This is a genomic window from Halocynthiibacter sp. (genome assembly GCF_049608145.1).
In the GTDB taxonomy this organism is placed as follows: Bacteria; Pseudomonadota; Alphaproteobacteria; order Rhodobacterales; family Rhodobacteraceae; genus Halocynthiibacter.
In genome coordinates this window covers 53,857-75,041 of record NZ_JBMYXF010000008.1, presented here as the reverse complement: position 1 = coordinate 75,041, position 21,185 = coordinate 53,857, and the positions used below count along the sequence as shown (strand labels likewise).

18 protein-coding genes and 1 tRNA gene are annotated in these 21,185 nt (G+C 51.4%); 14 read left to right on the top strand and 5 right to left on the bottom strand.

Annotated features, from left to right (window positions below):
* The first annotated feature begins 49 nt into the window (after positions 1-49).
* Together ACPGUT_RS04515 and ACPGUT_RS04510 are read left to right on the top strand one after the other, a co-directional pair.
* Complete coding sequence (locus tag ACPGUT_RS04515; RefSeq protein WP_423989126.1) at positions 50-1,894, top strand: recombinase family protein; 1,845 nt, start codon at positions 50-52, stop codon at positions 1,892-1,894.
* Between the two features lie 183 nt (positions 1,895-2,077).
* Positions 2,078-2,548 (top strand): hypothetical protein, encoded by a 471-nt coding sequence (locus tag ACPGUT_RS04510; RefSeq protein WP_423989125.1) that lies wholly within the window; start codon positions 2,078-2,080, stop codon positions 2,546-2,548.
* A 10-nt stretch (positions 2,549-2,558) separates the two neighbouring features.
* Here ACPGUT_RS04510 and ACPGUT_RS04505 read toward each other — a convergent pair whose 3' ends face one another.
* Positions 2,559-3,572, bottom strand: a complete 1,014-nt coding sequence (locus tag ACPGUT_RS04505; protein WP_423989124.1) for a hypothetical protein — start codon at positions 3,570-3,572, stop codon at positions 2,559-2,561.
* Positions 3,573-4,319: 747 nt separating this feature from the next.
* Here ACPGUT_RS04505 and ACPGUT_RS04500 point away from each other — a divergent pair.
* The 7 genes from ACPGUT_RS04500 (at position 4,320) to ACPGUT_RS04470 (ending at position 10,311) form a co-directional block, all read left to right on the top strand.
* Positions 4,320-4,508, top strand: a complete 189-nt coding sequence (locus ACPGUT_RS04500; RefSeq protein WP_423989123.1) for a hypothetical protein — start codon at positions 4,320-4,322, stop codon at positions 4,506-4,508.
* A 30-nt stretch (positions 4,509-4,538) separates the two neighbouring features.
* Positions 4,539-5,552 carry a hypothetical protein gene (locus ACPGUT_RS04495; protein WP_423989122.1) on the top strand — a complete coding sequence of 338 codons (1,014 nt, stop codon included), beginning with the start codon at positions 4,539-4,541 and terminating at the stop codon, positions 5,550-5,552.
* 134 nt (positions 5,553-5,686) lie between these two features.
* Positions 5,687-6,208, top strand: a complete 522-nt coding sequence (locus ACPGUT_RS04490; protein ID WP_423989121.1) for a hypothetical protein — start codon at positions 5,687-5,689, stop codon at positions 6,206-6,208.
* Between the two features lie 15 nt (positions 6,209-6,223).
* Entirely contained in the window at positions 6,224-6,577 is a 354-nt protein-coding gene (locus ACPGUT_RS04485; protein WP_423989120.1) for a hypothetical protein, read from the top strand.
* 3 nt (positions 6,578-6,580) lie between these two features.
* The gene (locus ACPGUT_RS04480) at positions 6,581-7,180 is read left to right on the top strand and encodes a hypothetical protein (protein WP_423989119.1); all 600 of its coding nucleotides are present in this window, start codon (positions 6,581-6,583) and stop codon (positions 7,178-7,180) included.
* 305 nt (positions 7,181-7,485) lie between these two features.
* Positions 7,486-9,396, top strand: a complete 1,911-nt coding sequence (locus ACPGUT_RS04475; protein ID WP_423989118.1) for a helicase HerA domain-containing protein — start codon at positions 7,486-7,488, stop codon at positions 9,394-9,396.
* A 3-nt stretch (positions 9,397-9,399) separates the two neighbouring features.
* Positions 9,400-10,311 carry a hypothetical protein gene (locus tag ACPGUT_RS04470; protein ID WP_423989117.1) on the top strand — a complete coding sequence of 304 codons (912 nt, stop codon included), beginning with the start codon at positions 9,400-9,402 and terminating at the stop codon, positions 10,309-10,311.
* 41 nt (positions 10,312-10,352) lie between these two features.
* Here ACPGUT_RS04470 and ACPGUT_RS04465 read toward each other — a convergent pair whose 3' ends face one another.
* The 3 genes from ACPGUT_RS04465 to ACPGUT_RS04455 form a co-directional block, all read right to left on the bottom strand.
* Positions 10,353-10,748 carry a hypothetical protein gene (locus tag ACPGUT_RS04465; RefSeq protein WP_423989116.1) on the bottom strand — a complete coding sequence of 132 codons (396 nt, stop codon included), beginning with the start codon at positions 10,746-10,748 and terminating at the stop codon, positions 10,353-10,355.
* A 277-nt stretch (positions 10,749-11,025) separates the two neighbouring features.
* A complete protein-coding gene (locus ACPGUT_RS04460) occupies positions 11,026-11,220 on the bottom strand; it encodes a helix-turn-helix transcriptional regulator (RefSeq protein WP_423989115.1) in 195 nt (64 codons plus the stop codon).
* Positions 11,221-11,418: 198 nt separating this feature from the next.
* Positions 11,419-11,505 (bottom strand) — tRNA-Leu (locus tag ACPGUT_RS04455).
* A 239-nt stretch (positions 11,506-11,744) separates the two neighbouring features.
* On the opposite strand from ACPGUT_RS04455, the gene ACPGUT_RS04450 reads away from it, so the two are divergent.
* Positions 11,745-12,728: a complex I NDUFA9 subunit family protein gene (locus ACPGUT_RS04450; protein ID WP_423989114.1), complete on the top strand. Its 984-nt coding sequence runs from the start codon at positions 11,745-11,747 to the stop codon at positions 12,726-12,728.
* Here ACPGUT_RS04450 and ACPGUT_RS04445 read toward each other — a convergent pair whose 3' ends face one another.
* On the bottom strand, positions 12,729-13,535 hold the full coding sequence (locus ACPGUT_RS04445) for an undecaprenyl-diphosphate phosphatase (protein ID WP_423989113.1): 807 nt from the start codon (positions 13,533-13,535) through the stop codon (positions 12,729-12,731). It abuts the gene before it with no gap.
* A 209-nt stretch (positions 13,536-13,744) separates the two neighbouring features.
* On the opposite strand from ACPGUT_RS04445, the gene ACPGUT_RS04440 reads away from it, so the two are divergent.
* The 4 genes from ACPGUT_RS04440 (at position 13,745) to gltB (ending at position 21,056) form a co-directional block, all read left to right on the top strand.
* Positions 13,745-15,178, top strand: coding sequence for an NAD(P)-dependent oxidoreductase (locus tag ACPGUT_RS04440; protein WP_423989112.1), 1,434 nt, complete (start codon positions 13,745-13,747; stop codon positions 15,176-15,178).
* A gap of 118 nt (positions 15,179-15,296) precedes the next feature.
* Positions 15,297-15,752: a GFA family protein gene (locus ACPGUT_RS04435; RefSeq protein ID WP_423989111.1), complete on the top strand. Its 456-nt coding sequence runs from the start codon at positions 15,297-15,299 to the stop codon at positions 15,750-15,752.
* A complete protein-coding gene (locus tag ACPGUT_RS04430) occupies positions 15,749-16,465 on the top strand; it encodes a hypothetical protein (protein WP_423989110.1) in 717 nt (238 codons plus the stop codon). The genes ACPGUT_RS04435 and ACPGUT_RS04430 overlap by 4 nt, the downstream gene beginning before the upstream one ends.
* Positions 16,466-16,526: 61 nt before the next feature.
* Complete coding sequence (gene gltB, locus ACPGUT_RS04425; protein ID WP_423989109.1) at positions 16,527-21,056, top strand: glutamate synthase large subunit; 4,530 nt, start codon at positions 16,527-16,529, stop codon at positions 21,054-21,056.
* Positions 21,057-21,185: the final 129 nt, after the last annotated feature.

The following is a 21,185-nucleotide window of genomic DNA, read 5'->3' as shown; positions in this document are numbered from 1 at the left end:
ACTTTGCAAGAATTAGACCCGTTGCTCAAGCAAGCCGCAGGGCATTTGATTGACTCTTTTTTCGCTGCAAATTCAATTAATCATACAGATGAAATCAACATATGAATGCATCCTGCTGGTTCGAATTTCTACGACGAAGCAATTACAGGAAAGTGACAGCCCCGAACACCAAATCAGACGAGGCCTCGCTTGCGCTGAAAAACGCCTTGGCGTGCCAAAAAATCGGGTTTTTATTCTAACCGAGGCATATTCAGGTCGCAAAGAGGATCGCCCCAGCCTTGACCAAGCCTATGAAATGGTCCGCGACACACGCATTCCGTATTTACTTGTATATGACATCGACCGGCTTACACGTGCAGGTGCTGCTCAATATGAAGCCATAAAAAGCCGCTTCAAATCCGTTGGATGCGACATCGTTGATGTGAAAGGGATTATCCAACCGGATAGCAACACACTTGAGGGGACTGGCAGCTCTTTTGGACAGGACTTTACCTATGATTGGTCTGTTTTTGCTGTTTCGGAAAAAGCCGAAGTTCTTGAAGCTCAAATGGCAAAAGATGAGGCCCGCAAGATCCTCAGCCGAACAATTCCGATCCTAATTGCCAATGCACAAGAAGGTCGGACAAATCGGGTCGCGCCGTATGGCTTCAAAAACTCCCGAATTATCGATGCATCTGGAAAACCTCAGCCCTCAAAGTCGATATTTGAAGATGAAGCATGGTATGTACGAAAAATTTTCGAAGAGAAAGCAGCCAACCGTGATGCGCGGGCGCTCTGCGATAAACTGAACAGTCTCGGATATAGATCGCGAACACGGCGAAAGTGGAGCCAAGACGGCGGCAAAATCATCGGGACGCTGGGCGGCTTACCTCTTACACCACGCGATGCGCAACTCATAATCGAGCGCCCTGTTTACGCTGGCTTTATTCAAGAAAAATGGACACACCACCTGCCTGTTCCTGCCAATCACGAGGCCATTGTTTCAATCGATCTATGGAATGCCGCGAATAAAGGGCGGTGGCGGTTGATCAAAGATGCAGACAGCCCAACCGAGTGGAGTATTCTAGATTTAAAAAACACGCCGGAAAGACGTGCCTATCTCCGAGAAAGACCTGACTTCCCATTCAAACCCTACCTCACATGCCCCAGCTGCACAAAATCAGTAAAAGCCAGTTTTTCCAAAAGTAAAAATGGGAAAAGATTTGGGTATTACCACTGCAATCGAGGACACAAGCATGTGGCCTTGGGCCGCGATAAGATGGAAAACCATCTGAAGAAAATACTGAAGAACCTCACTCTCAGTTCAGATGCAGCAGCAAGATTTGAGACCCATATCAGAAATGTGTGGGTTGAGCGTGTTGGGGGCTTGAATAAACATCTTGCCGCGAAAGGGCGAGAAATCTCAGCCCTTCGAGATGAAGCCGACGGGATTTTTGAATCGATAAAAATCGCGTCCAGCCCCCTAATCATTGGTAGACTCGAACGAGAATATGAAGATCTTCAGCAACGTATAAAATTGCTGGAAGCAAAACGTGACCACGAAGAATACACAGAAGACGACATGAACCGCGTGATCAAGTGGGCGCGGTATTTGGTCGAACACCTTGATGAGGTTCTGATCGACGCCCCCTCAGAACCAATCCGCAGTTTATTTTGGTCTTTGATCTTCACGGGACCAGTTAACCTCGATGACCTTAAAAATCGAACACCCGAGATTTCAGTCCTGGTGCGGGATAAGTCCGTATCTGAAAATGAAAAAAACAGTCTGGTGGGCAGCACTGTATTCGGGTCGAACACTTTGACTGATGAGCTGATCAGATGGGCGGATCTGCTGCTACCCCTCGCCGACGTGCTGGATGCACATATATCGTTCAAATCCAATTGTGCCGCCTAAACCTTACCCAAAACACAGTCAAACACCAAATATTTGACGGTAAAAATAAGATCAGTAGAATAAGGGATTACCTCGCCTCTTAACACAATTGAGAACGACCCTTATTGCATGAACCGGATTTCTTCACCACGTCATTTGGACGTAAATCACATCGAATGCTATGCAAGGGAACCGGCTACTCGGGTGGCTGAAGCTTTTGTCAAGTTGAGTGATTCTTATTCTACCGAACTACTGACGCAAACCTATACCCTCAACAGCGAGTGGGAAACCGCCAGCAAAAACAAATATCAAGGAAAAGCGGTTGAGCTGATGCAGAAAGCGCGTCGGGCCAAAGTCAAACTGGACTTTAAACGCTCAGTCAAAGCGGTGTGGGATGCGTTTCGTGACGCGAAAATCGCAGAACAGGAGTTCCTATATCTACATGACTTGTTTGCGCCTGACATATTACCTGAAGATTACCTATCTCACGTACTGAAGCACCTACATGCAAACGATGACCTTCCCCACCCAAGGTGTGTTATCGACGGATTAGAAATTTATGAACGTTTACACAAAGAGCCGAAGCCACACTATGAGTTTGGCTATCAATGGATTGGCCCGCGAGAAGTAAGCTCGCGGGCTTATGATCGGGTGGAGATGTTGCGTCGTCGTTGAACGCTATGATTTAGGTTCGTTTTCGGGCCATTTCTAGGGCACCATACTCAGAAATATTCTGTATCATATAGTCAAAAGAGCTCTCGCTGAAATGGCTATCGCTTAGCTTCTCCAAGCACTTATTAGCAAACACAGAAAAGTTGTCTCGGGTCACGCCTTCTGTTCCGGTATTCATGTCATAGATGTGAGGCTCAGGGATCTCTGAATTTTGCATCCTTCGTAGGGCCAACGGATAGTTGATAATCGTGTCCTGGCTGTAATTAGTTCCCATTAAGGAACCGGTTAGGACAAACTGTGGTATCGCCTCACGTCGCGTGGGGGAAACCGCGATACTGAGATTTGCGGGTTTAATGATTTCATCTGTCGAATAGTTAACAAAGGTACCGTATAGGAACCCTGCTGTAATAAAGAGATTACCAACATAAAAAATCGTATTATGCTGGCTCCAACGCCACCAATAAGCATTCAGTACCGGAGAAGAGACTTTGCTTTTCTTAATGTGAAGAATTTCGCCATAAACACTCCCATTGTAGAGGTTGCCTGCCCTCGTTAGGCTGGGACGGGCTAAAAAATAGGTTCCACAAAGGACGCCATTGATGTGATCTTGGCGCATCTCCCAGTAATCCTTACGGCGCAACGTTTCGGCATCTAGAGATCGTGTCACTGCCAAAAAGTGTTGGCCCTGCTTCTCACGGATGATTGCCACCCCAAAACGTACAAAAGTCAGGTCACATTGCTGGCGCGTTGACTTTTCCAGTATATCTCCGCTGAGGTCGCTGTTAAGAAAAGTCAAAATAAAATCAATCGTCTTATTCTGAGGATACCCCTTCCCCGAACCAAACTTTTCGATGCCACGCTCTGTCGGATAGGCTGACAACAGGTCCTGTGGGACGTCACCTTTTGCTTTGAAGTCCTTCATCCGCTCACGGAGAGAGCTGGGCTCTACATTTAACTCTGAGCAAAGTTGCGAAAACCAACCAACCTGGAGGCCCACTTCTTCGGCAATTTCTTTTCTACGGGACATCCCCCCTCCTTGCGCAGCAATAAGCTTTAGCTAGAGCATACATGTAGTTCCGAACAATACCAGCACCAAAGCAATGCTATTCAGAATCTGCAGTGCCTAGATGTTCGAGCAGTTAACTGTGTCGAATGAACAAGCTGCAAACCGTCTACAAGGCATACTGTCGCATACAGCCCAGCTGGATAGATTTTTCGCCCAATGCTATAAACTTTTCATTATAATTCGGAACAACACACCACTCAACGCAAGGTATTCATAAATAATTACGCCCCCCCCCTCGCCAAGCCGGAGAGATGACACTATGTTGATTGCGGAACAAAGCCCTTCATTTCGACAATTGTTCGGAAGGGTCATGGAGAAGTCGCAATATGAAAATCATGTTGCATGGGCAGGGGGCGTCAATGGCAACGAAACGAGTGATCGTGCGGCTTGTTAATTCGTCGTTTGTAAAACCCAGCTACAATGCAAAAAACAACAAACGCTGGGAGGATACAACCCTCCGCAGCGTTTTTTACTGTGCGAGTTGATCGCCAAGATGGATGAAAGGAGCGCGGCACGCTCAGACCTGTACCTGTAAATAAAACCCTTCAAATTGCACAGCAAAGAAGAGGCCTGACTTCGCTCTCGCAGTCAAATGATCCGCCCGAAAAATCCATTGTGTTACTTTTACACATTTCAGGAGGTTTCACTACGGGATTTACTTTATTTACCTGGAAAGTTTGAGTATTCTCATGCCGTATATAATAAGCTATGGAAAAAGAAAAAATCCAGTCTCCAAACGAAAACTCCCTTGAAGAAGATACTAAAAAGCAACTTTCAACCAAGGAAGCTGTTCTGTTTGCCGCCGCCACCGCTAGAAAGGCTCAGCTTAAGGCTAGGGCCGACTATTGGAGAGAAAGGACGCTGGAGACTGTTTCACACTCTATTGCGGGCGAATGAAGCAATTTACAGGAAGTATTGGGGCAATCAGTGACAGACGAAGAGGTGGACCACGCACTGAGTGCATTGGTGGATGAATTAACACAGTTAACCGAATTTTTTAGCACGCTCGAAAAAATTGCCCAAGTGATAAGGTCAGCATACAGTGATGACACTTCAAAACTTGATTCCCCGAACTTTTTAGTCGACTTTAAAACTAGCGTGTTTGATCGTATGATTGAAAGAATTGGGGAGCTTTCTCACGCTCCTATCGCAACAAAGCACAAAACCTTTACAGCTCTAAGAGAAAATGTCTTCGTTGAGAAGAAAAGTGGGATTGCTTATCTAGTTCAGTTCTTTAACTCCTTACGACAACACAATATTCTGCCGGAAAGTTTAGCAGAAGGACTATTTAGTCAAGTTGCTTCCCTTCAAACAGCTAGGTATGATGCCCATCAGTTAAGCATTACAATAGTTAATGATGGAAAAATTGAAAACCTTTCTGTCATGAGGGATATGTGCGCGGTTGCAGAAGAGATTAAGGTTCGATTGCCAGAGGTTGTTACATCAGGAAACCCCGATCATATAAATGAGCCTGCACCGGTTTCGTTAACTGAGGCGGATAGTACTACTTATGGTGAAAAGCTTGCAAATGTCGTCAGGTATCCAGCGACTACATTAGTACTGATTTTTTTGAGTACGATGGCTGCATCCGGCTCATTGCTATTCTTTTTGCAATTAACCTCCTCACTTCCGCTGGAAACTTGGCACATAGTTGTAGGCTCAGTTTTTCTGGCTGGTTTAGTTACAGTTTTTATAAACCAACGACACCCGAACAAGCATTTTAGAACGGCGTTCTACGTGTGTATTTTTGCTGGCTCTACACCAAATATGTACTTATTTGCCCTGCTTTTAATTGATCCTCAAAAAGCAGTTCAACTCGCGACCTGGCTCTCTCCTCAGACAACTTTCATGATCATCTTATGTGCCCCCATAGCTTTGATTATCGAAGGGGTCACGAATATAATCCGAGAAAAAACAATGGGACGATCGGCAGGTGACTAGATCCTTAATGTGCGAAATCTATGGCGTCTGCAAAAAGACCCTGGTCCGCATATGACATTGCGCCCAATGGATCGCTATTTTGAAGTTATCCCATCAGAGGCGCGGCGGCGGGTTGCCTCTTTTCAGTATTCCCCATGACGGCAACAGATCTTTCCCAAACCCTTGGTTGCTCAGAGCTTGTCACCCATGAATTGCTGACGACTGGACACAACACCGCCAATGGCTTTCGAGAGTTGGCCAACATTTGGACCTTTGATTTAATGTTGGAAGCCAAGCGAGCGATCAGCAAAAAACGTGAGATCCTGTCTGCAGCGTATAACAAGCTTCCCGACGATAAAAAATGGACGTGGGATGATGCGACAGAAGATGTGAAGGCGACACGCAAAAACCGCAAAAATCTTTCAAAAGAGACCCGCCAAATGCTTGAAGCCTTTGAGCGGACACAGGCGACTTGGCAAACGTTCAGGTTGGCGCGAGCCCGTGTGGCCGATCTGCGCGGGAAAAGTGATCATGAACTTTTGACCGCAGTTTTTGAGGCCGCTCACGCCGCAAACGAACTTCACGCCCCTGAGAAAGTTATTGAGGGACGCACCATATATGAGGCAATGTTGAGAGATAGAGAATTGCTCTGTGATCTGGGAGTGATCCCAAAATAGATTTGTGAGGGTGTGATGGATTTTCGAGGACGTTATGAAAAAGACCGGGACGAACGCGTCTCTGCCGCCCAGAATCAAAACTACAAGCAAATGTATCAGCAGGTTTTGGCAGAGAATGAAGCCTTTCGGGCGAAGCTCGGGGAAATTACCGCCAGTCATGGCGAGCTGCAGGCACAAATGGCCGACCTGCTCACCCAATTCGAGCTTTTGAAATCAACCAATAACCAGCGCGCCGCAGACCTGCTGCAGATTTCCCAAAATATGGAAGCCATGGTGGCCACGGCATACGAACAACAAAGCGATGTCTTGACCCGATTTAAAGCGGATATTGCCGGGCGGTTGGGCGCAGCCAAGGCTGAGTTGGAATAAGTCATGGCCGATCAAAACGAACTAGAGACGCGTCAACAACACCGCTTGGAGCAAATTCGACTACAAGCACAGTTGCACGATCAACGGCATATCCGTGCTGACGAGTTCGATGTTGAGGTGGAGCGTTTACGCGGTGATAATGAACGCTCCCTCACACGCCTGACCCATGAGCTGGATATTGAGAACCGCCAACTCGACCTACAATACAACGAGTTTAAGAATAGTCAGCAGTTGCGCCTGGAAGCGCTGCAAATCGCAGTCAAACAGCAGGATGATATGTTCCGGCATTTCTGGGCGCTTGATGCGGAAGTGTTGGGGCTGGAAACGCGGCTGATTGAGAAGAAAGCTGATGCCGTTATCGCCGAACAGTTTTCGGCACAAACCCATCGACAAAGCATGGAGGCGAAGACCAGCGATCAATACCATGACCGCACGATGTCCGAAGAAGAACGGATGACGCTCAGCCATAAAAACGAACTCGATAAAGATAATTTCGAATTCAAAGAGCGCCTTAAGATCACCCTGATGCGTGAGTTTGGTAATGTCGCAGAAGCCAAGATCAATGCCACACTTGAAAAACTGGCGCGCGAGGGCAAAATCTGAAGGTCCAGACGTCGATGGTGGCGTGGCAGATCACTCATACAATGTCAGTTGAGATGGCACCGTTTTTGCCAACGGCAGGGTATCAGATTGTTTGATCTTGAGGGAATGAAGCGCACACATGGGACGGTGAACGAGATCAAGCTCAAGAATGAGCTGGTAGTTAAAGGTCTAAACACCCCCTAAGTGTAATCGATGACTGATAAAACGGACTTTCTAGACAGGGGGCTTTTCTCAGGGCTAAACTAAGGAATATTCTAAGGACATTTTGTGTAAAACTTGATGGCAGGAATGAGGGGTGTCAAAATATGTTGACCACGCTGGAAAGAGCCTTGCAACAGGTCGATAACTTACCAGTCGATATGGGCGGTCTCCCCGTGAATGCGAACGATGGCATTGTGGGACACTGGCAACTGGAAAACGCCGTCGTCCTAGCCGTTGAGGCCATGAGTAAGGTGGCGCGGACATCTGGAAAATTTTTGACCTATGACGAGGTTCAGCGTTGCCTAAACGCTAAGGATCAGCGTCCCATCGCGCCCAATCCAGACGACCCACAATTTGATCCGCCCCACATTTCCTATGACAGTCCCGAGGAGCGCCAGATCGCGCGGGCTTATCGCTATCAACAAGCCTATAAATCCTATGAACAGACGCTACAGACGTATCAGAAAACCGCCGCAGAGACCGATAAGATCCGCCGATCTTTCGGTTATGGTTTGGCACATTATCTGGGGTACGCTCAGCATGCGTTGGCTGGATTGGAGGCATCACCCGACGGTGAAACGCCTGTGGATGCGGTGGCGGCGTTTCTCAGTAAAAAACGGTGCCTGCCCATCCCCGAAGCTGCGGCGGAATACGGCACTTTCATTGTGGGCAACCATGGTTCCGGTAAATCTGAGGTGATCAAACAGCGGGTTTGGCATTATTTGAACAAACCGAATGCGCGCGAAACCATCGTGGTGATCGATCCGCATGGTGAAATGGCCCCTGAGATAGCGCGGATGAAGCCGAACTATGGCAGTGATCGGCTTGTTTATATTGATCCAACTCTAGATGCGGGTTTTACGCCGTGCCCCGATCTTTTAAACACGCCGGATAAATCGCCCGACAACCTGTTTCGCGAAGCCGAATTCTATGGTTCTGCGTTGCGCATGATGGCGGGGAACATGGAAGCCAGCACCACCGGAAACATGGAAAGCCTCTGTCGCAACTGTGCGCATGTAGTGCTGGAACACGATCAGTTTAATCTGGCCGACTTATTGGATTTACTGGCCGTTGAAGCGCCCAAGAAAGGCCAATTGGCACCAGATCCACCGCCTATCCTAGAAGCGGCCCTGAAGGGATCCGTGAACTCTCGCGTACAGCGTCATTTTGAGCATCAGTTCATGTCCAGCCGATATAGTATGGCCAAAAGTGCGCTGTATGGCCGGATCGAACGAATTATCGCCGCACCAATGCTGCAGCGGATGTTGCTCAACCCACCAACTTTCAATGTTGGCGAATTGATTGAACAGCGCAAAGTCATTGTCATTAATCTGCCCTTCAAGGATCTGTCCAAACCCGTCACGGCCATGATCGGCCAACTTATCATGGCACAGATCATGCTGGCGGTGCTGAAGCGCGATTTCAGCCGGATCAAAGAGTATCCGCCAGTTCATATTTACATCGATGAAGCGCAGCATCTGGTCAGCCATGAAACCGCAGAGCAGATCAACGAGTTTCGGAAATTCGGCTTTAACCTGACGCTGGCCACGCAATATGTGGATCAGTTTCCGGCAGATATTCTAGAGGCTGTCAAAGGTTTAGGCGTTCAAATCGCAGGGTTTTGTGAAGGCAAGAACTTGGCCGCGATGAACAGTATTTTCGATCTGACCAGCAAAACCAAAGATCTTGATGAAACAGTATTGCTCAAAAACCAAACGGTTGGCCAGTTCCATATCAAATCGCGCGGAGCCGAGGGCGCACCACCGATCAAAACCCGCCAGTTCACCACCGACACCAATCTGATTTTTAAAGGTGCGAAATGGCGCAAACAAAACGCAGATCGATATATGACCGATGCGGAATGGGCCGAGACGCGTGCCATTCAACTCAAACGGTACTACCGTGCCAATTCAGCGCTACCTTCGGAACGCTTTGATGGCAACGCCACGAGTCCGCAAACCCGCGCAAGTGATCATCTCAGCCCCCTTGCGCCCGACAAAGGTTATAATGATTAAACCATGACCCACCTTCCTCCAGCTGCCGTTAAGATCCTCAGGGCTCTTTGTTACTTCCACTATCTGACCAAACCGCAGATGGTGGAACTGGGGTTGGCGAAATCTGTGGGCAGTTTGGACAATCACGCCATGCCCTATTTGGCCCCGAAACGTGACAAACAGACCGGCCAAGAGATCATTCCGAGAGGCAAACGCAAATCGGCGTTTTTGTGCGATAGTCTCGCTTACGGCCTGCGGGATCTGAGCGACAAGCCGGGTAAAAACCATTTTATGTATTATCTGACCCAAGCAGGTTTAGATCGCTCCTATTGGGAGTTTGAGATGGAATTTCAGAACGGTGATGGAGACCTTCAGGCCGAAGACCTTTGGATTCCGTCCCCCCACGAACAGCTTTCCAACGATTTCCATCATCGCCGCCACTATGTGTCAGCCCATATTGCCATCCGCCAATGGGCCGCTCGCGTGGGCGCAAAGGTCGACTTCTGGCAGCATTATTATCAGGCCGATCCCAATCGCCAGAAGCTGCATGGGCGACCACCCAGTCGGAACCGCTTGGTATGGGATGTCACAGGGCGTAAACACTGCACCCCCGATGGCATCTTGGGCATCACACATGATGGAAGATCACGGATTTATCTTTTGGAACTGCATCACCGCACACCAACCAAGTTGGTGATTGATCAGATCTATCGCAATTTCCGCGCGGCTCGAGCGATCAAAGCAATGTTTCCGGATTACCCCACAAAAAGTGACCCCTATGTCTTGTCGGTATTTACCGATACGGCTGATTTGAAGGTCGTACAGCGACATGCTGACAGCAGCGAGGTATTTGCTGCTGTGAAAGCTGGACTGCGGCTGCAGGCTCTTGAAGCGCTTCTGCAGCCCAATGAGAAAAGCGACCAGAGTTCCCTCTGACCGCTTTTAATTCCTGGGCTTTGATATCTGCCTCACCCCTTCTACCAAATCCGCCCAAGCGCCAAACCAGGATCCTGAAGGTAAGCCTGCGCAAAGGCGCGTTGGTCACTGATGTAAGTCTTGAATTTCTCGTAAAACTGCCGTTGTCCGACGACTTCGGCGGTGAGCAGTTCAATCCAATACGCCGTCTGGTGATTTTTGCCATAATGCTCTTTCAGCTGCTGAACCTGCATATGGCAAGTGGCGCATTCCCCGAGGAATGAAAAATCATAGCCGCCCCGCCAATGACACCAGTCGTGCCATGCCCGAAAGGCAAAGTTGACGTCTCGATCACCAAAAATCGTATTTTCAGATCCTTCCCGCGCCACGATCAACGGTTTGCCTGAATTCATGTGTTTGTTCAGCCCGGAAAAGCTTGATGGCGCGTCATCACTCACCTGAAAATCTGGGCAACACCGTCATGTCTGATCGAGAACAGCAGCGTTCAACTCAGGATCAAATGGACGCGGTGAAAGGGTCGCTTGCATATTCATGTCAGTCTCCATTTTTAGAATGGAAACCACGCTACAGGTCACAAAACCCCCTGTAACCGTTTGCTATATTGAGATAAAATTATCTATGAGGCTGAATGTTCAGTTATGGAAATCTGATCACAATTCTGTGATAGTGAAAAACGGCGACCCGAATTTGCGCAAACGAGCCGCCGCCGCTCCGTTAGGAGCTTGCTTGGTTACTGCGTAACTCTAGCCGTTCTGTGAGCCAGTCCATTACTTCGCTTTCCACCCATCCGACACGGTTTGGGCCGAGCTGTACCCTTTTGGGAAACTTGCCTGCCTTCTCCAGTCTCGCAACGTGCTGCGGCGAATATAAAACCAGTTCCTTCAGATCGCGTTTTGACAGTATCCTCATCACAATGTCTCCTTAAGATAAGGAGCATCGCGATGCCCCGGTTGCAGTTGCCCACGGTCCGAGGAGTTTTAGGATACTGGAATCATAGCGGAACATAAAGCATCACCACAGCGCAGATTTCAGGGTGGCGCAAAAGGTGGCTTGCAAAAATCGCACTTACCTTAAGGTATTGATTTTATGTTGAAATTACGGAATTGTTGGTGCCCAGAAGAGGACTCGAACCTCCACGTCCATACGGACACTAGCACCTGAAGCTAGCGCGTCTACCAATTCCGCCATCTGGGCACGGGTTGGTGAGGGCGGATTTAGACCTGTGGGCGGGGGGTGTCAATGCGAAAAGCTGTGTTTTTGAGTATTTCGGTGAATTCTTTGGCCGTGCGGGATGACGGCACCTCAAAATCATGGACGTGCTAAGCAATTCCGGTGAACTTGACGGATTTTCCGACGCCTGCGCGGCTTTGCGCCTTGTTTGCGTGGGGCGGGGGCGTTATTCCGGTAATTAGGAATTTCCCGGAGGATACCCAATGACCAGACTTGTCACCATCTTCGGCGGTGCCGGCTTTGTCGGACGCTATATCGCACGGCGTATGGCGAAAGAGGGCTGGCGTGTGCGGGTTGCAAGCCGTCGTCCGAACGAATCGATGCATGTGAAACCCTATGGGGCGCCTGGCCAGGTTGAACCGGTGTTTTGCAATATTCGCGATGACGCCTCTGTTCGTGCGGTGATGCAGGGTGCGGATGCGGTGGTGAACTGCGTCGGGCTTTTGGATGAACGTGGTCGACAGACATTTGGCGCGGTCCAGGTTGATGGTGCGGGGCGCATTGCACGTATTGCGGCAGATCTGGGGGTTGATCGTCTGGTTCATTTGTCCGCGCTGGGGGCGGATGAAAGCAGCGATAGCAACTATCAGGTGACAAAAGCACAGGGCGAAGCTGCGATTCTGGAACATTTCCACGATGCTGTGATCCTGCGCCCTTCAGTTGTTTTCGGTGCGGAAGATGGTTTCTTTAACAAGATTGCAGGGTTGTCCCGCTTTGCCCCGGTAATGCCGGTGGTTGCCGGTGGCGTAAAGTTGCAGCCCGTCTATGTTGATGATGTGGCGCAGGCTGCGGTTGCCGGGGTTGTCGGTGCAGCCGCGTCTGGCGTCTATGAATTGGGGGGCGCTGAAGTTGTCACGTTCCGTGAGGTGATGGAAAAGGCGCTTGAGGTGTCCTATCGCAAGCGCATTCTTTTTGGTCTGCCGATGTTCATTGCCCATATCGAAGCAGCGGTTTTGTCATTCATTGAAACTGTGTCCCTCGGGGCAATCCCGAACTTTCTGATGACGCGTGATCAGTTGCGTGCGCTAAGCACAGATAACACCGTGTCGGAAGACGCGAAGACCCTTGCAGATCTGGGGATCGAACCCGTGCGCATGGACAGTGTATTGCCGGATTATCTGTGGCGGTATCGTCCATCTGGTCAATATGATGACATCCGTGATTCAGCCGCGAACCTGCGTGGTTGATCAGGCGGCATATGCCAGCCACAACAGGGCCGCACCCAATAGCACACGGTAGATCACATAGGGCGTGAAGCTGACGCTGCGCAGCAGGCGCATCATTAATGTCAGGGCCAATAAGGCCGCGACGCATGAAAATGCGGCTGCGATCGCGCCATCTTTTACGGCTTGTAAATTGGCTGTCGCCGCAACTTCGATACCCAATAATCCACCCGCGGCAAGGATGGTTGGGATCGACATCAGCATCGAAATTCTGGCCGCGTCTTCACGGCCAAAGCCAAGGATGCGTGCGCCGGTGATGGTCGCACCGGATCGAGACGTTCCAGGGATCAGGGCAACGGCCTGCCACAAGCCAATGACGATGGCATCGCGAAAACCCCAGTCTTTTGTTTTTCGGGTGGTATTCCCTTTTTGGTCAGCGAAATATAGCACAATGCCAAAGCCGATCATGGTGGCGCCAATCACTTTGATGGATCGCATCATGTCATCCGCGCCCGTCAGTTTCAGCATCAGGCCGAATATGATGGCGGGAATGGTGGCGATGATCAGAAGTAGGGCAAGTTTCGCGCCGGGGGTGTCGATTTTACCGCGGGCGAGGCGGGGCAGGCCAAGGGCGGCTTCGGACACTTCGCGCCAGAAGAAAATCACCACAGCCACCAATGTGCCAAGGTGCACGGCGACGTCGATGATCTGGCCTTGATCTTGTGCCCCCGTCAGGACGGGCAGCAGGATAAGGTGACCAGAGGAGGATACTGGCAGGAATTCTGTCAGGCCCTGAATGATGGCGACGAGAAGCAGGTGGAATAGGGACATTGGCGTGCTCGAATCAGTTTTCCCTAAAGGTAACCTGGTTGATTCGAAAGGGAAGCAAAGAGATAGGTATTGATTAGTGACCTAATTTTGCCGCGCCCTTACGTGATTTGGCTGAATTTTCCTTCAAATTTCACATATAGGTCAGCAATAATGACTTTTAAACCGATAATGCCTTGTATAGAAGGGCGGGACCACAGCGGAGATGAGCCATGGCAGAGAACCCTATGTTGAAGTTTACAGATGTATCACGTGATATGCCTGAAAAGCGTGACGCAAGCGTGCGGAATGAAGATTTCAATGAGATCTATGCCGAATTCGCCAAGGCCAAGGCCGAAGAGCAGGCCAGTCGGTGCAGCCAATGTGGCGTGCCTTACTGCCAGGATCACTGCCCGCTGCATAACAACATCCCTGATTGGCTGCGCCTGACAGCAACCGGCCGTTTGCGCGAAGCCTATGAAATGTCTCAGGCGACAAACACCTTCCCGGAAATCTGTGGCCGTATTTGCCCGCAGGATCGCCTGTGTGAAGGCAGCTGTGTGATAGAACAATCCGGTCATGAAACAGTGACCATCGGGGCGATTGAGAAATATATCACAGACACCGCCTGGGAAAACGGCTGGGTTACGCCGGGTATCCCGCGTCGTGAACGTGATCAGTCTGTCGGCATCATTGGCGCAGGCCCAGGCGGTCTTGCGGCGGCGGATATGCTGCGTCGCGCCGGGCTTCAGGTGACGGTTTATGACCGGTATGACCGTGCGGGTGGTTTGCTGACATATGGCATCCCTGGCTTTAAGCTTGAGAAAGATATTGTCATGCGCCGCAATGACCAACTGGCGCAGGCCGGTGTGGAATTTGTCCAGAACTGTAATGTCGGCGAAGACATTTCCTTTGACGCAATCCGGGGCAAACATGATGCCGTGGTTCTGGCGACTGGTGTGTATAAATCCCGTGACTTACAGGGACCTGGCGCGGGTTCTGATGGTGTTGTGCAGGCGCTGGATTATCTAACCGCCAGCAACCGCCAAAGCTTTGGTGATGATGTTGAGGAATTTGATGATGGCACCCTGAATGCTGCTGGTAAGAAAGTGGTTGTGATCGGGGGCGGAGACACGGCGATGGACTGTGTGCGCACCGCAATTCGTCAGGGCGCGACATCTGTGAAATGCCTGTATCGCCGCGATCGCGCGAATATGCCTGGTTCCGTTCGTGAAACCACAAATGCCGAAGAAGAAGGTGTGGAATTCGTCTGGCTTGCCGCGCCCAAAGGCTTTGCCGGTGATCCGGTGAATGGCGTGATGGTGCAAAAGATGCGTCTGGGCGCGCCGGATGCATCTGGCCGCCAAAGCCCTGAGGTGATCGAAGGCGCGGATTATGTTGAAGAGGCCGATCTGGTGATCACAGCCCTTGGGTTTGAGCCAGAAGATCTGCCGACACTTTGGAATACGCCAGAGCTGGAAGTGACCCGCTGGGGCACTGTTCTGACCGATGGTGCAACGCATCAAACACGTTTGTCCGGGGTCTGGGCCGTGGGTGATATCGCGCGTGGTGCCAGCCTGGTTGTCTGGGCGATCCGGGATGGTCGCGATGCAGCCGCCAATATTCTAGAAAGCCTGAACGAGTCAGCCAGCGTGGCTGCAGAGTGATGTAATCAACCTATGCACAACCTATGCATACATTATGCATACAGGATGCAGGGGTTGAAATCTTAACATGTCAGGGACGCTGACTGAAATCTGGCAGAAGTAAATGGAGGGTAAAGCGATGACAGAACAGACCGGCAAATGCATGTGTGGCAATGTGCGCTTTACCGCCCGTGATATGCCGTCTGAATATGGTGTATGCCATTGCGAAATGTGCCGTCGCTGGACGGGGTCTGCTTTGCTTGGGGTTTCGGTGCCTGAAGGCAATGTAACCTGGACCGGTGAAGATCATATCTCGTGTTTGCAAAGTTCTGATTGGGCCGAACGTGCCTGGTGCAAGACTTGTGGGACGGGGCTTTGGTTCAAAGTCACGATGGAAAGCAAATGGTCCGGTAACTATGAAATCCCGCTGGGTCTGTTTGATCAGGCCAATGGGTTCACCATGAACAGTGAAATTTACATCGATCACAAGCCCGATAGTTTTGCCTATGCCGGGGAAGGGCGCACGGTGATGACGCGCCAGCAATGTGTTGAAATGTTCGGTGTTCTGGACAGCGACGGGGAGACTTCAAAATGAACATGAAATCCGTATTTTCGACATGTGCACTGATGTGCATGGTAGGAACGGCACAGGCCGGAAACGTAACCCCGCCTGAGGGATGCAATGCCTTTCTGACCGTGCAATCTGTCAGCTGTGAAGTGGAACATTACTGGAGCTGCAAAAGCGATCCGGCTGGGGTGAAATGGCGTTACGTTCTGAACCAGGACGGGCCCACCTATGTATCACAAGTGGACAATGAATATCGCTGGTTGTTTTCCGAAAACCTGATCAGTGGTCGCCAAGAGTTCATGGGAAAGCCTGAAAAAGACAGCCAATCCATGAGTGACCTGCTGGGAAATGGTGTGGACAGCTATGACTTTGTTCAGGTTCTGAATTTTCCTGGTCGCGGTGTGCTGGAACAACATATCACCGGCTTTGATCGTTTGAACGGGGCTGATGCCGTGATTGATGGCCAGGCCTTGCTGGGCAGTGATTATGAACTGCGCGAAGTGACCGGCGGCGAAGAAGTTTTCGAAGTGCGCGGACAGGAATATGTGTTGGAAGAGTTCAACCTGTTCCTGGGCGGCCGTGGTGAATTTCGCAATAACCAGGAAGCTTGGACAAGTTACAACCAGTCCCCCGTCAGCTTTGCCCGCCCGGGTGAAACCGGGTTTCTGACCGACACGCCATTATTTGGCTGCGGAGAAATACTATCGGCGCTTGACGTGCCGCTGCAGCCTGCGGGCTGAACATACCGAATAACGCGAACACCCAAGGCCCTGCGCGGGCACCCTGAGAAGGACATCCAAAATGACTAAGACTGAACTGACATACGACGAAAACTGGGTGCGCGCGGAAGAGGCGAAGCGGCAGTGGATGGCTGAAAATGGCTTGTACCGCGAGGAAGAAGAGCATTCTTCCTGTGGCGTGGGCTTTGTGGCCTCGATTGACGGGGAACCATCGCGCGGTGTTGTTGATGCGGGCATCAATGCGCTGAAGGCGATTTGGCACCGTGGGGCTGTGGATGCGGATGGGAAGACCGGCGATGGCGCGGGGATTCACGTGCAAATTCCGGTGATGTTTTTCTATGATCAGATCCGCCGCACAGGGCATGAACCCCGCATGGATGAACTGGTCGCGGTTGGTCAGGTGTTCTTGCCGCGCACTGATTTCGGCGCGCAGGAAACCTGCCGTACGATTGTCGAAACCGAAGTTTTGGCAATGGGATATTACATTTACGGTTGGCGCCATGTGCCAGTTGATGTGACCTGTTTGGGCGAAAAAGCGAATGCGACGCGGCCTGAGATTGAACAGATTTTGATCTCAAATTCCAAGGGCGTCGATGAAGACACGTTTGAACGCGAGCTGTATATCATTCGTCGCCGCATCGAAAAAGCGGCGCAAAAAGCGGGTGTGGGCGAGCTGTATCTGGCGTCGCTTTCCTGTCGGTCGATCATCTACAAAGGTATGATGTTGGCGGAGCAGGTTGCAGAATTTTATCCGGATTTGATGGATGAACGGTTTAAGTCGAATTTCGCGATTTACCACCAGCGCTATTCCACAAATACCTTCCCACAGTGGTGGTTGGCACAGCCGTTTCGCATGTTGGCGCATAACGGTGAAATCAACACGCTGAAGGGCAATTTGAACTGGATGAAGAGCCACGAGATCCGCATGGCCAGTGCGTTTTTCGGGGATCGCGCGGGTGATATTAAACCGATTGTGTCTGGTGGTGCATCGGATTCCGCCGCATTAGACTCTGTTTTTGAGCTTTTGGTGCGCGCAGGGCGGTCTGCCCCTATGGCGAAAACCATGTTGGTGCCAGAGGCCTGGTCGAAAAGCTCGACCCAGCTGCCACAACCTTGGCTGGACATGTATTCCTACTGCAATTCCGTGATGGAACCTTGGGATGGCCCGGCCGCCCTTGCGATGACCGATGGGCGTTGGGTCTGCGCGGGTGTGGACCGGTCTGGTCTGCGTCCAATGCGTTATGTTGTAACCGGTGATGGTCTGCTGATCGCGGGTTCTGAGGCTGGAATGGTGCCGATTGACGAGGCCACTGTCGTTGAAAAAGGCGCGCTTGGACCTGGGCAGATGATTGCTGTGGATCTGAAAGACGGGCGCCTGTTTCATGACACCGAATTGAAAGATACGCTGGCGGGATCGCGCCCCTTTGGCGAATGGGTTGGCAAGATCAATGAAATTGACGGCGTGCTGGCTGCAACCGAAGAAAAAGCCGTGTTTCGCGGCGATGACCTGCGCGAACGTCAGATTGCGGCGGGCTTTAGTTTGGAAGAGCTGGAACAAATCCTGGCCCCAATGGCGGAAGACGGGAAAGAGGCGCTGGCATCCATGGGCGACGACACGCCAAGCGCGGTTCTGTCGAACCAGTACCGCCCGCTGAGCCACTTCTTCCGACAGTCGTTTTCGCAGGTGACAAACCCGCCGATTGATTCACTGCGTGAATTCCGGGTGATGTCGTTGAAAACACGGTTTGGTAACCTGAAAAACGTGTTGGATGAAGACAGCTCGCAGACCGAAATCCTGGTGTTGGAAAGCCCATTTGTCGGCAATGCGCAGTTTGAAAAGCTGGTCGCGGAATTCAACGCGCCGATGGCTGAAATCGACTGTACTTTCCCGACCGACGGCACGCTGGCGGATGCCCTGGCGCGGGTGCGCAAAGAGGCGGAAGAAGCTGTGCGTTCCGGTGCGGGGCACATCGTTTTGACGGATATGGCGCTGGGTGAAAACCGCGTGGGCATGCCGATGATTTTGGCGACGTCTGCGGTGCATTCATGGTTAACACGCAAGGGCCTGCGGACGTTTACATCGCTGAATGTGCGCTCTGCGGAATGTCTTGACCCGCATTATTTTGCTGTGTTGATTGGCTGTGGCGCGACCATTGTGAACGCCTATCTGGCGGAAGACAGTTTGGCGGATCGTGTGGAACGCGGCTTGTTGGATTGTTCCCTGACCGAAGCCGTCAGCCGCTATCGCAATGCGATTGATCAGGGTCTGTTGAAGATCATGGCGAAGATGGGGATTTCTGTGATTTCCAGCTATCGTGGCGGCCTGAACTTTGAAGCCGTCGGCCTGTCACGTGCGATGGTTGCGGAATATTTCCCTGGCATGACCAGCCGGATTTCGGGCATCGGGATCACGGGTATTCAACGCAAGTTGGAACAAGTGCATTCACGCGCTTTCTTTAGCGGTTCCAACGTGTTGCCTGTGGGTGGTTTCTATAAGTCACGCAAATCTGGCGAGACCCACGCATGGGAAGCGCAGTCAATGCATCTGCTGCAAACCGCGTGTAATGATGCCAGTTTTGAGTTGTGGAAAAAATATTCTGCCAAGATCCGCAGCCTGCCTCCGATCCATTTGCGTGACCTGTTGGATGTGAAGCCAATGGGTGCGCCTGTGCCAATTGATGAGGTGGAAAGCATCACGTCTATTCGCCAGCGTTTTGTGACGCCGGGCATGTCTTTGGGCGCGCTTTCGCCTGAGGCGCATAAGACGTTGAACGTCGCGATGAACCGGATTGGGGCGAAATCTGACAGTGGTGAAGGCGGCGAAGATCCGGCGCATTTCCACCCGGAACCCAATGGTGATAACCCCAGCGCAAAGATTAAGCAGGTGGCGTCCGGGCGGTTCGGTGTGACGGCGGAATACCTGAACCAATGTGAAGAACTTGAGATCAAAGTAGCCCAGGGTGCGAAGCCCGGCGAAGGTGGTCAGCTGCCTGGTATGAAGGTGACCGACCTGATCGCGCGCCTGCGTCATGCGACCAAAGGTGTGACCCTGATTTCACCGCCGCCGCACCACGATATTTACAGCATCGAAGACCTAGCGCAGCTGATCTACGATCTGAAACAGATCAATCCGCGTTGTAAGGTGACGGTGAAATTGGTGGCCTCAAGCGGTGTTGGCACGATCGCTGCTGGTGTGGCAAAGGCCAAGGCAGATATCATCCTGGTTTCCGGCCATAATGGCGGCACGGGCGCGTCGCCTGCAACGTCCATCAAATACGCCGGTCTGCCGTGGGAAATGGGCCTGACAGAGGCGCATCAGGTTCTGGCGATGAACAACCTGCGCGAACGTGTAACCCTGCGCACCGATGGTGGTTTGCGCACCGGGCGTGACATTGTTATGGCCGCGATGATGGGCGCTGAGGAATATGGCATTGGTACCGCTGCGCTGATCGCGATGGGCTGTATTATGGTACGTCAGTGTCAGTCGAACACCTGCCCTGTTGGGGTTTGTACGCAACGCGATGATCTACGTAAGAAATTCACCGGCAATGCAGATAAAGTCGTGAACCTGATCACGTTTTATGCACAAGAAGTACGTGAAATTCTGGCGAGCCTTGGGGCGCGGTCGATGGATGACATTATCGGGCGTGCGGATCTGTTGACACAGGTTTCGCGTGGGTCTGCGCATCTGGATGAGCTGGACCTTAACCCGCTGTTGATCACCGTCGATGGTGCGGCTGATATTATCTACAACCGTGATAAAGAACGCAATTTCGTGCCTGACACGTTGGATGCGGAAATCGTGCGCGATGCGGCGCGGTTCTTGAATGATGGTGAGAAAATGCAGCTGCATTACGCGGTTCAGAACACCCATCGCACGGTTGGTACGCGCACATCGTCCCATATCGTAAAGAACTTTGGCATGCGCAATTCGCTGCAACAGGATCACCTGACGGTGAAATTGACGGGCTCTGCTGGGCAGGCTTTGGGCGCGTTTGCGGCGCCTGGGTTGAAGCTGGAAGTGTCTGGTGACGCGAATGATTACGTCGGCAAGGGGCTGTCTGGTGGCATGATCGTTGTGCGTCCGCCGATGAACAGCCCGTTGAACGCATCTGAAAATACGATTGTTGGCAACACGGTGCTTTATGGTGCGACGGCAGGGATGCTGTTGGCGGCAGGGCGCGCGGGCGAACGGTTCGCTGTGCGTAACTCTGGTGCGAGCGTGGTTGTTGAGGGCTGTGGTTCTAACGGTTGCGAATATATGACCGGTGGTGTTGCGGTGATCCTTGGGTCCATTGGTGCGAACTTTGGCGCGGGGATGACCGGTGGGATGGCGTATATTTACGACCCTGAAGGGACAGTTGATGCGCTGATGAACCATGAAACCTTGGTTGCGAACCCGGTGACACATCCGCATTGGGAAGATCAGCTGAAAGGGCTGATCGAGAACCACTATGATGAAACCGGCAGCCGTAAGGCGGGGGACATCCTGCAACACTGGGATCTGGAGCGTGCGAATTTCGTGCAGATCTGTCCAAAGGAAATGCTGGCGCATTTGCCTGCACCACTTGAAGTAATTGCAGCGGAATAAAACAGCGGGCCGGTTGCAGAAATGCACCGGCCCGTTTTGTTTACGGTGGCGTATTCCGAAAATGCGGAATGTTTCTATCATTGCCCCCTGGCGACAAACTGCTTTTGCGGCGTTGTGCGGTTGACCTTG

Excerpts from the sequence above, each read along its gene's own strand:
- ACPGUT_RS04450 (WP_423989114.1), top strand. The coding sequence starts at position 11,745 with ATGACCAGACTTGTCACCATCTTCGGCGGTGCCGGCTTTGTCGGACGC.
- ACPGUT_RS04505 (WP_423989124.1), bottom strand. The coding sequence starts at position 3,572 with ATGTCCCGTAGAAAAGAAATTGCCGAAGAAGTGGGCCTCCAGGTTGGT.
- ACPGUT_RS04485 (WP_423989120.1), top strand. The coding sequence starts at position 6,224 with ATGGATTTTCGAGGACGTTATGAAAAAGACCGGGACGAACGCGTCTCT.
- ACPGUT_RS04480 (WP_423989119.1), top strand. The coding sequence starts at position 6,581 with ATGGCCGATCAAAACGAACTAGAGACGCGTCAACAACACCGCTTGGAG.
- ACPGUT_RS04475 (WP_423989118.1), top strand. The coding sequence starts at position 7,486 with ATGTTGACCACGCTGGAAAGAGCCTTGCAACAGGTCGATAACTTACCA.
- ACPGUT_RS04500 (WP_423989123.1), top strand. The coding sequence starts at position 4,320 with ATGGAAAAAGAAAAAATCCAGTCTCCAAACGAAAACTCCCTTGAAGAA.
- ACPGUT_RS04460 (WP_423989115.1), bottom strand. The coding sequence starts at position 11,220 with ATGAGGATACTGTCAAAACGCGATCTGAAGGAACTGGTTTTATATTCG.
- ACPGUT_RS04435 (WP_423989111.1), top strand. The coding sequence starts at position 15,297 with ATGACAGAACAGACCGGCAAATGCATGTGTGGCAATGTGCGCTTTACC.
- ACPGUT_RS04445 (WP_423989113.1), bottom strand. The coding sequence starts at position 13,535 with ATGTCCCTATTCCACCTGCTTCTCGTCGCCATCATTCAGGGCCTGACA.
- gltB (WP_423989109.1), top strand. The coding sequence starts at position 16,527 with ATGACTAAGACTGAACTGACATACGACGAAAACTGGGTGCGCGCGGAA.
- ACPGUT_RS04470 (WP_423989117.1), top strand. The coding sequence starts at position 9,400 with ATGACCCACCTTCCTCCAGCTGCCGTTAAGATCCTCAGGGCTCTTTGT.
- ACPGUT_RS04440 (WP_423989112.1), top strand. The coding sequence starts at position 13,745 with ATGGCAGAGAACCCTATGTTGAAGTTTACAGATGTATCACGTGATATG.
- ACPGUT_RS04430 (WP_423989110.1), top strand. The coding sequence starts at position 15,749 with ATGAACATGAAATCCGTATTTTCGACATGTGCACTGATGTGCATGGTA.
- ACPGUT_RS04490 (WP_423989121.1), top strand. The coding sequence starts at position 5,687 with ATGACGGCAACAGATCTTTCCCAAACCCTTGGTTGCTCAGAGCTTGTC.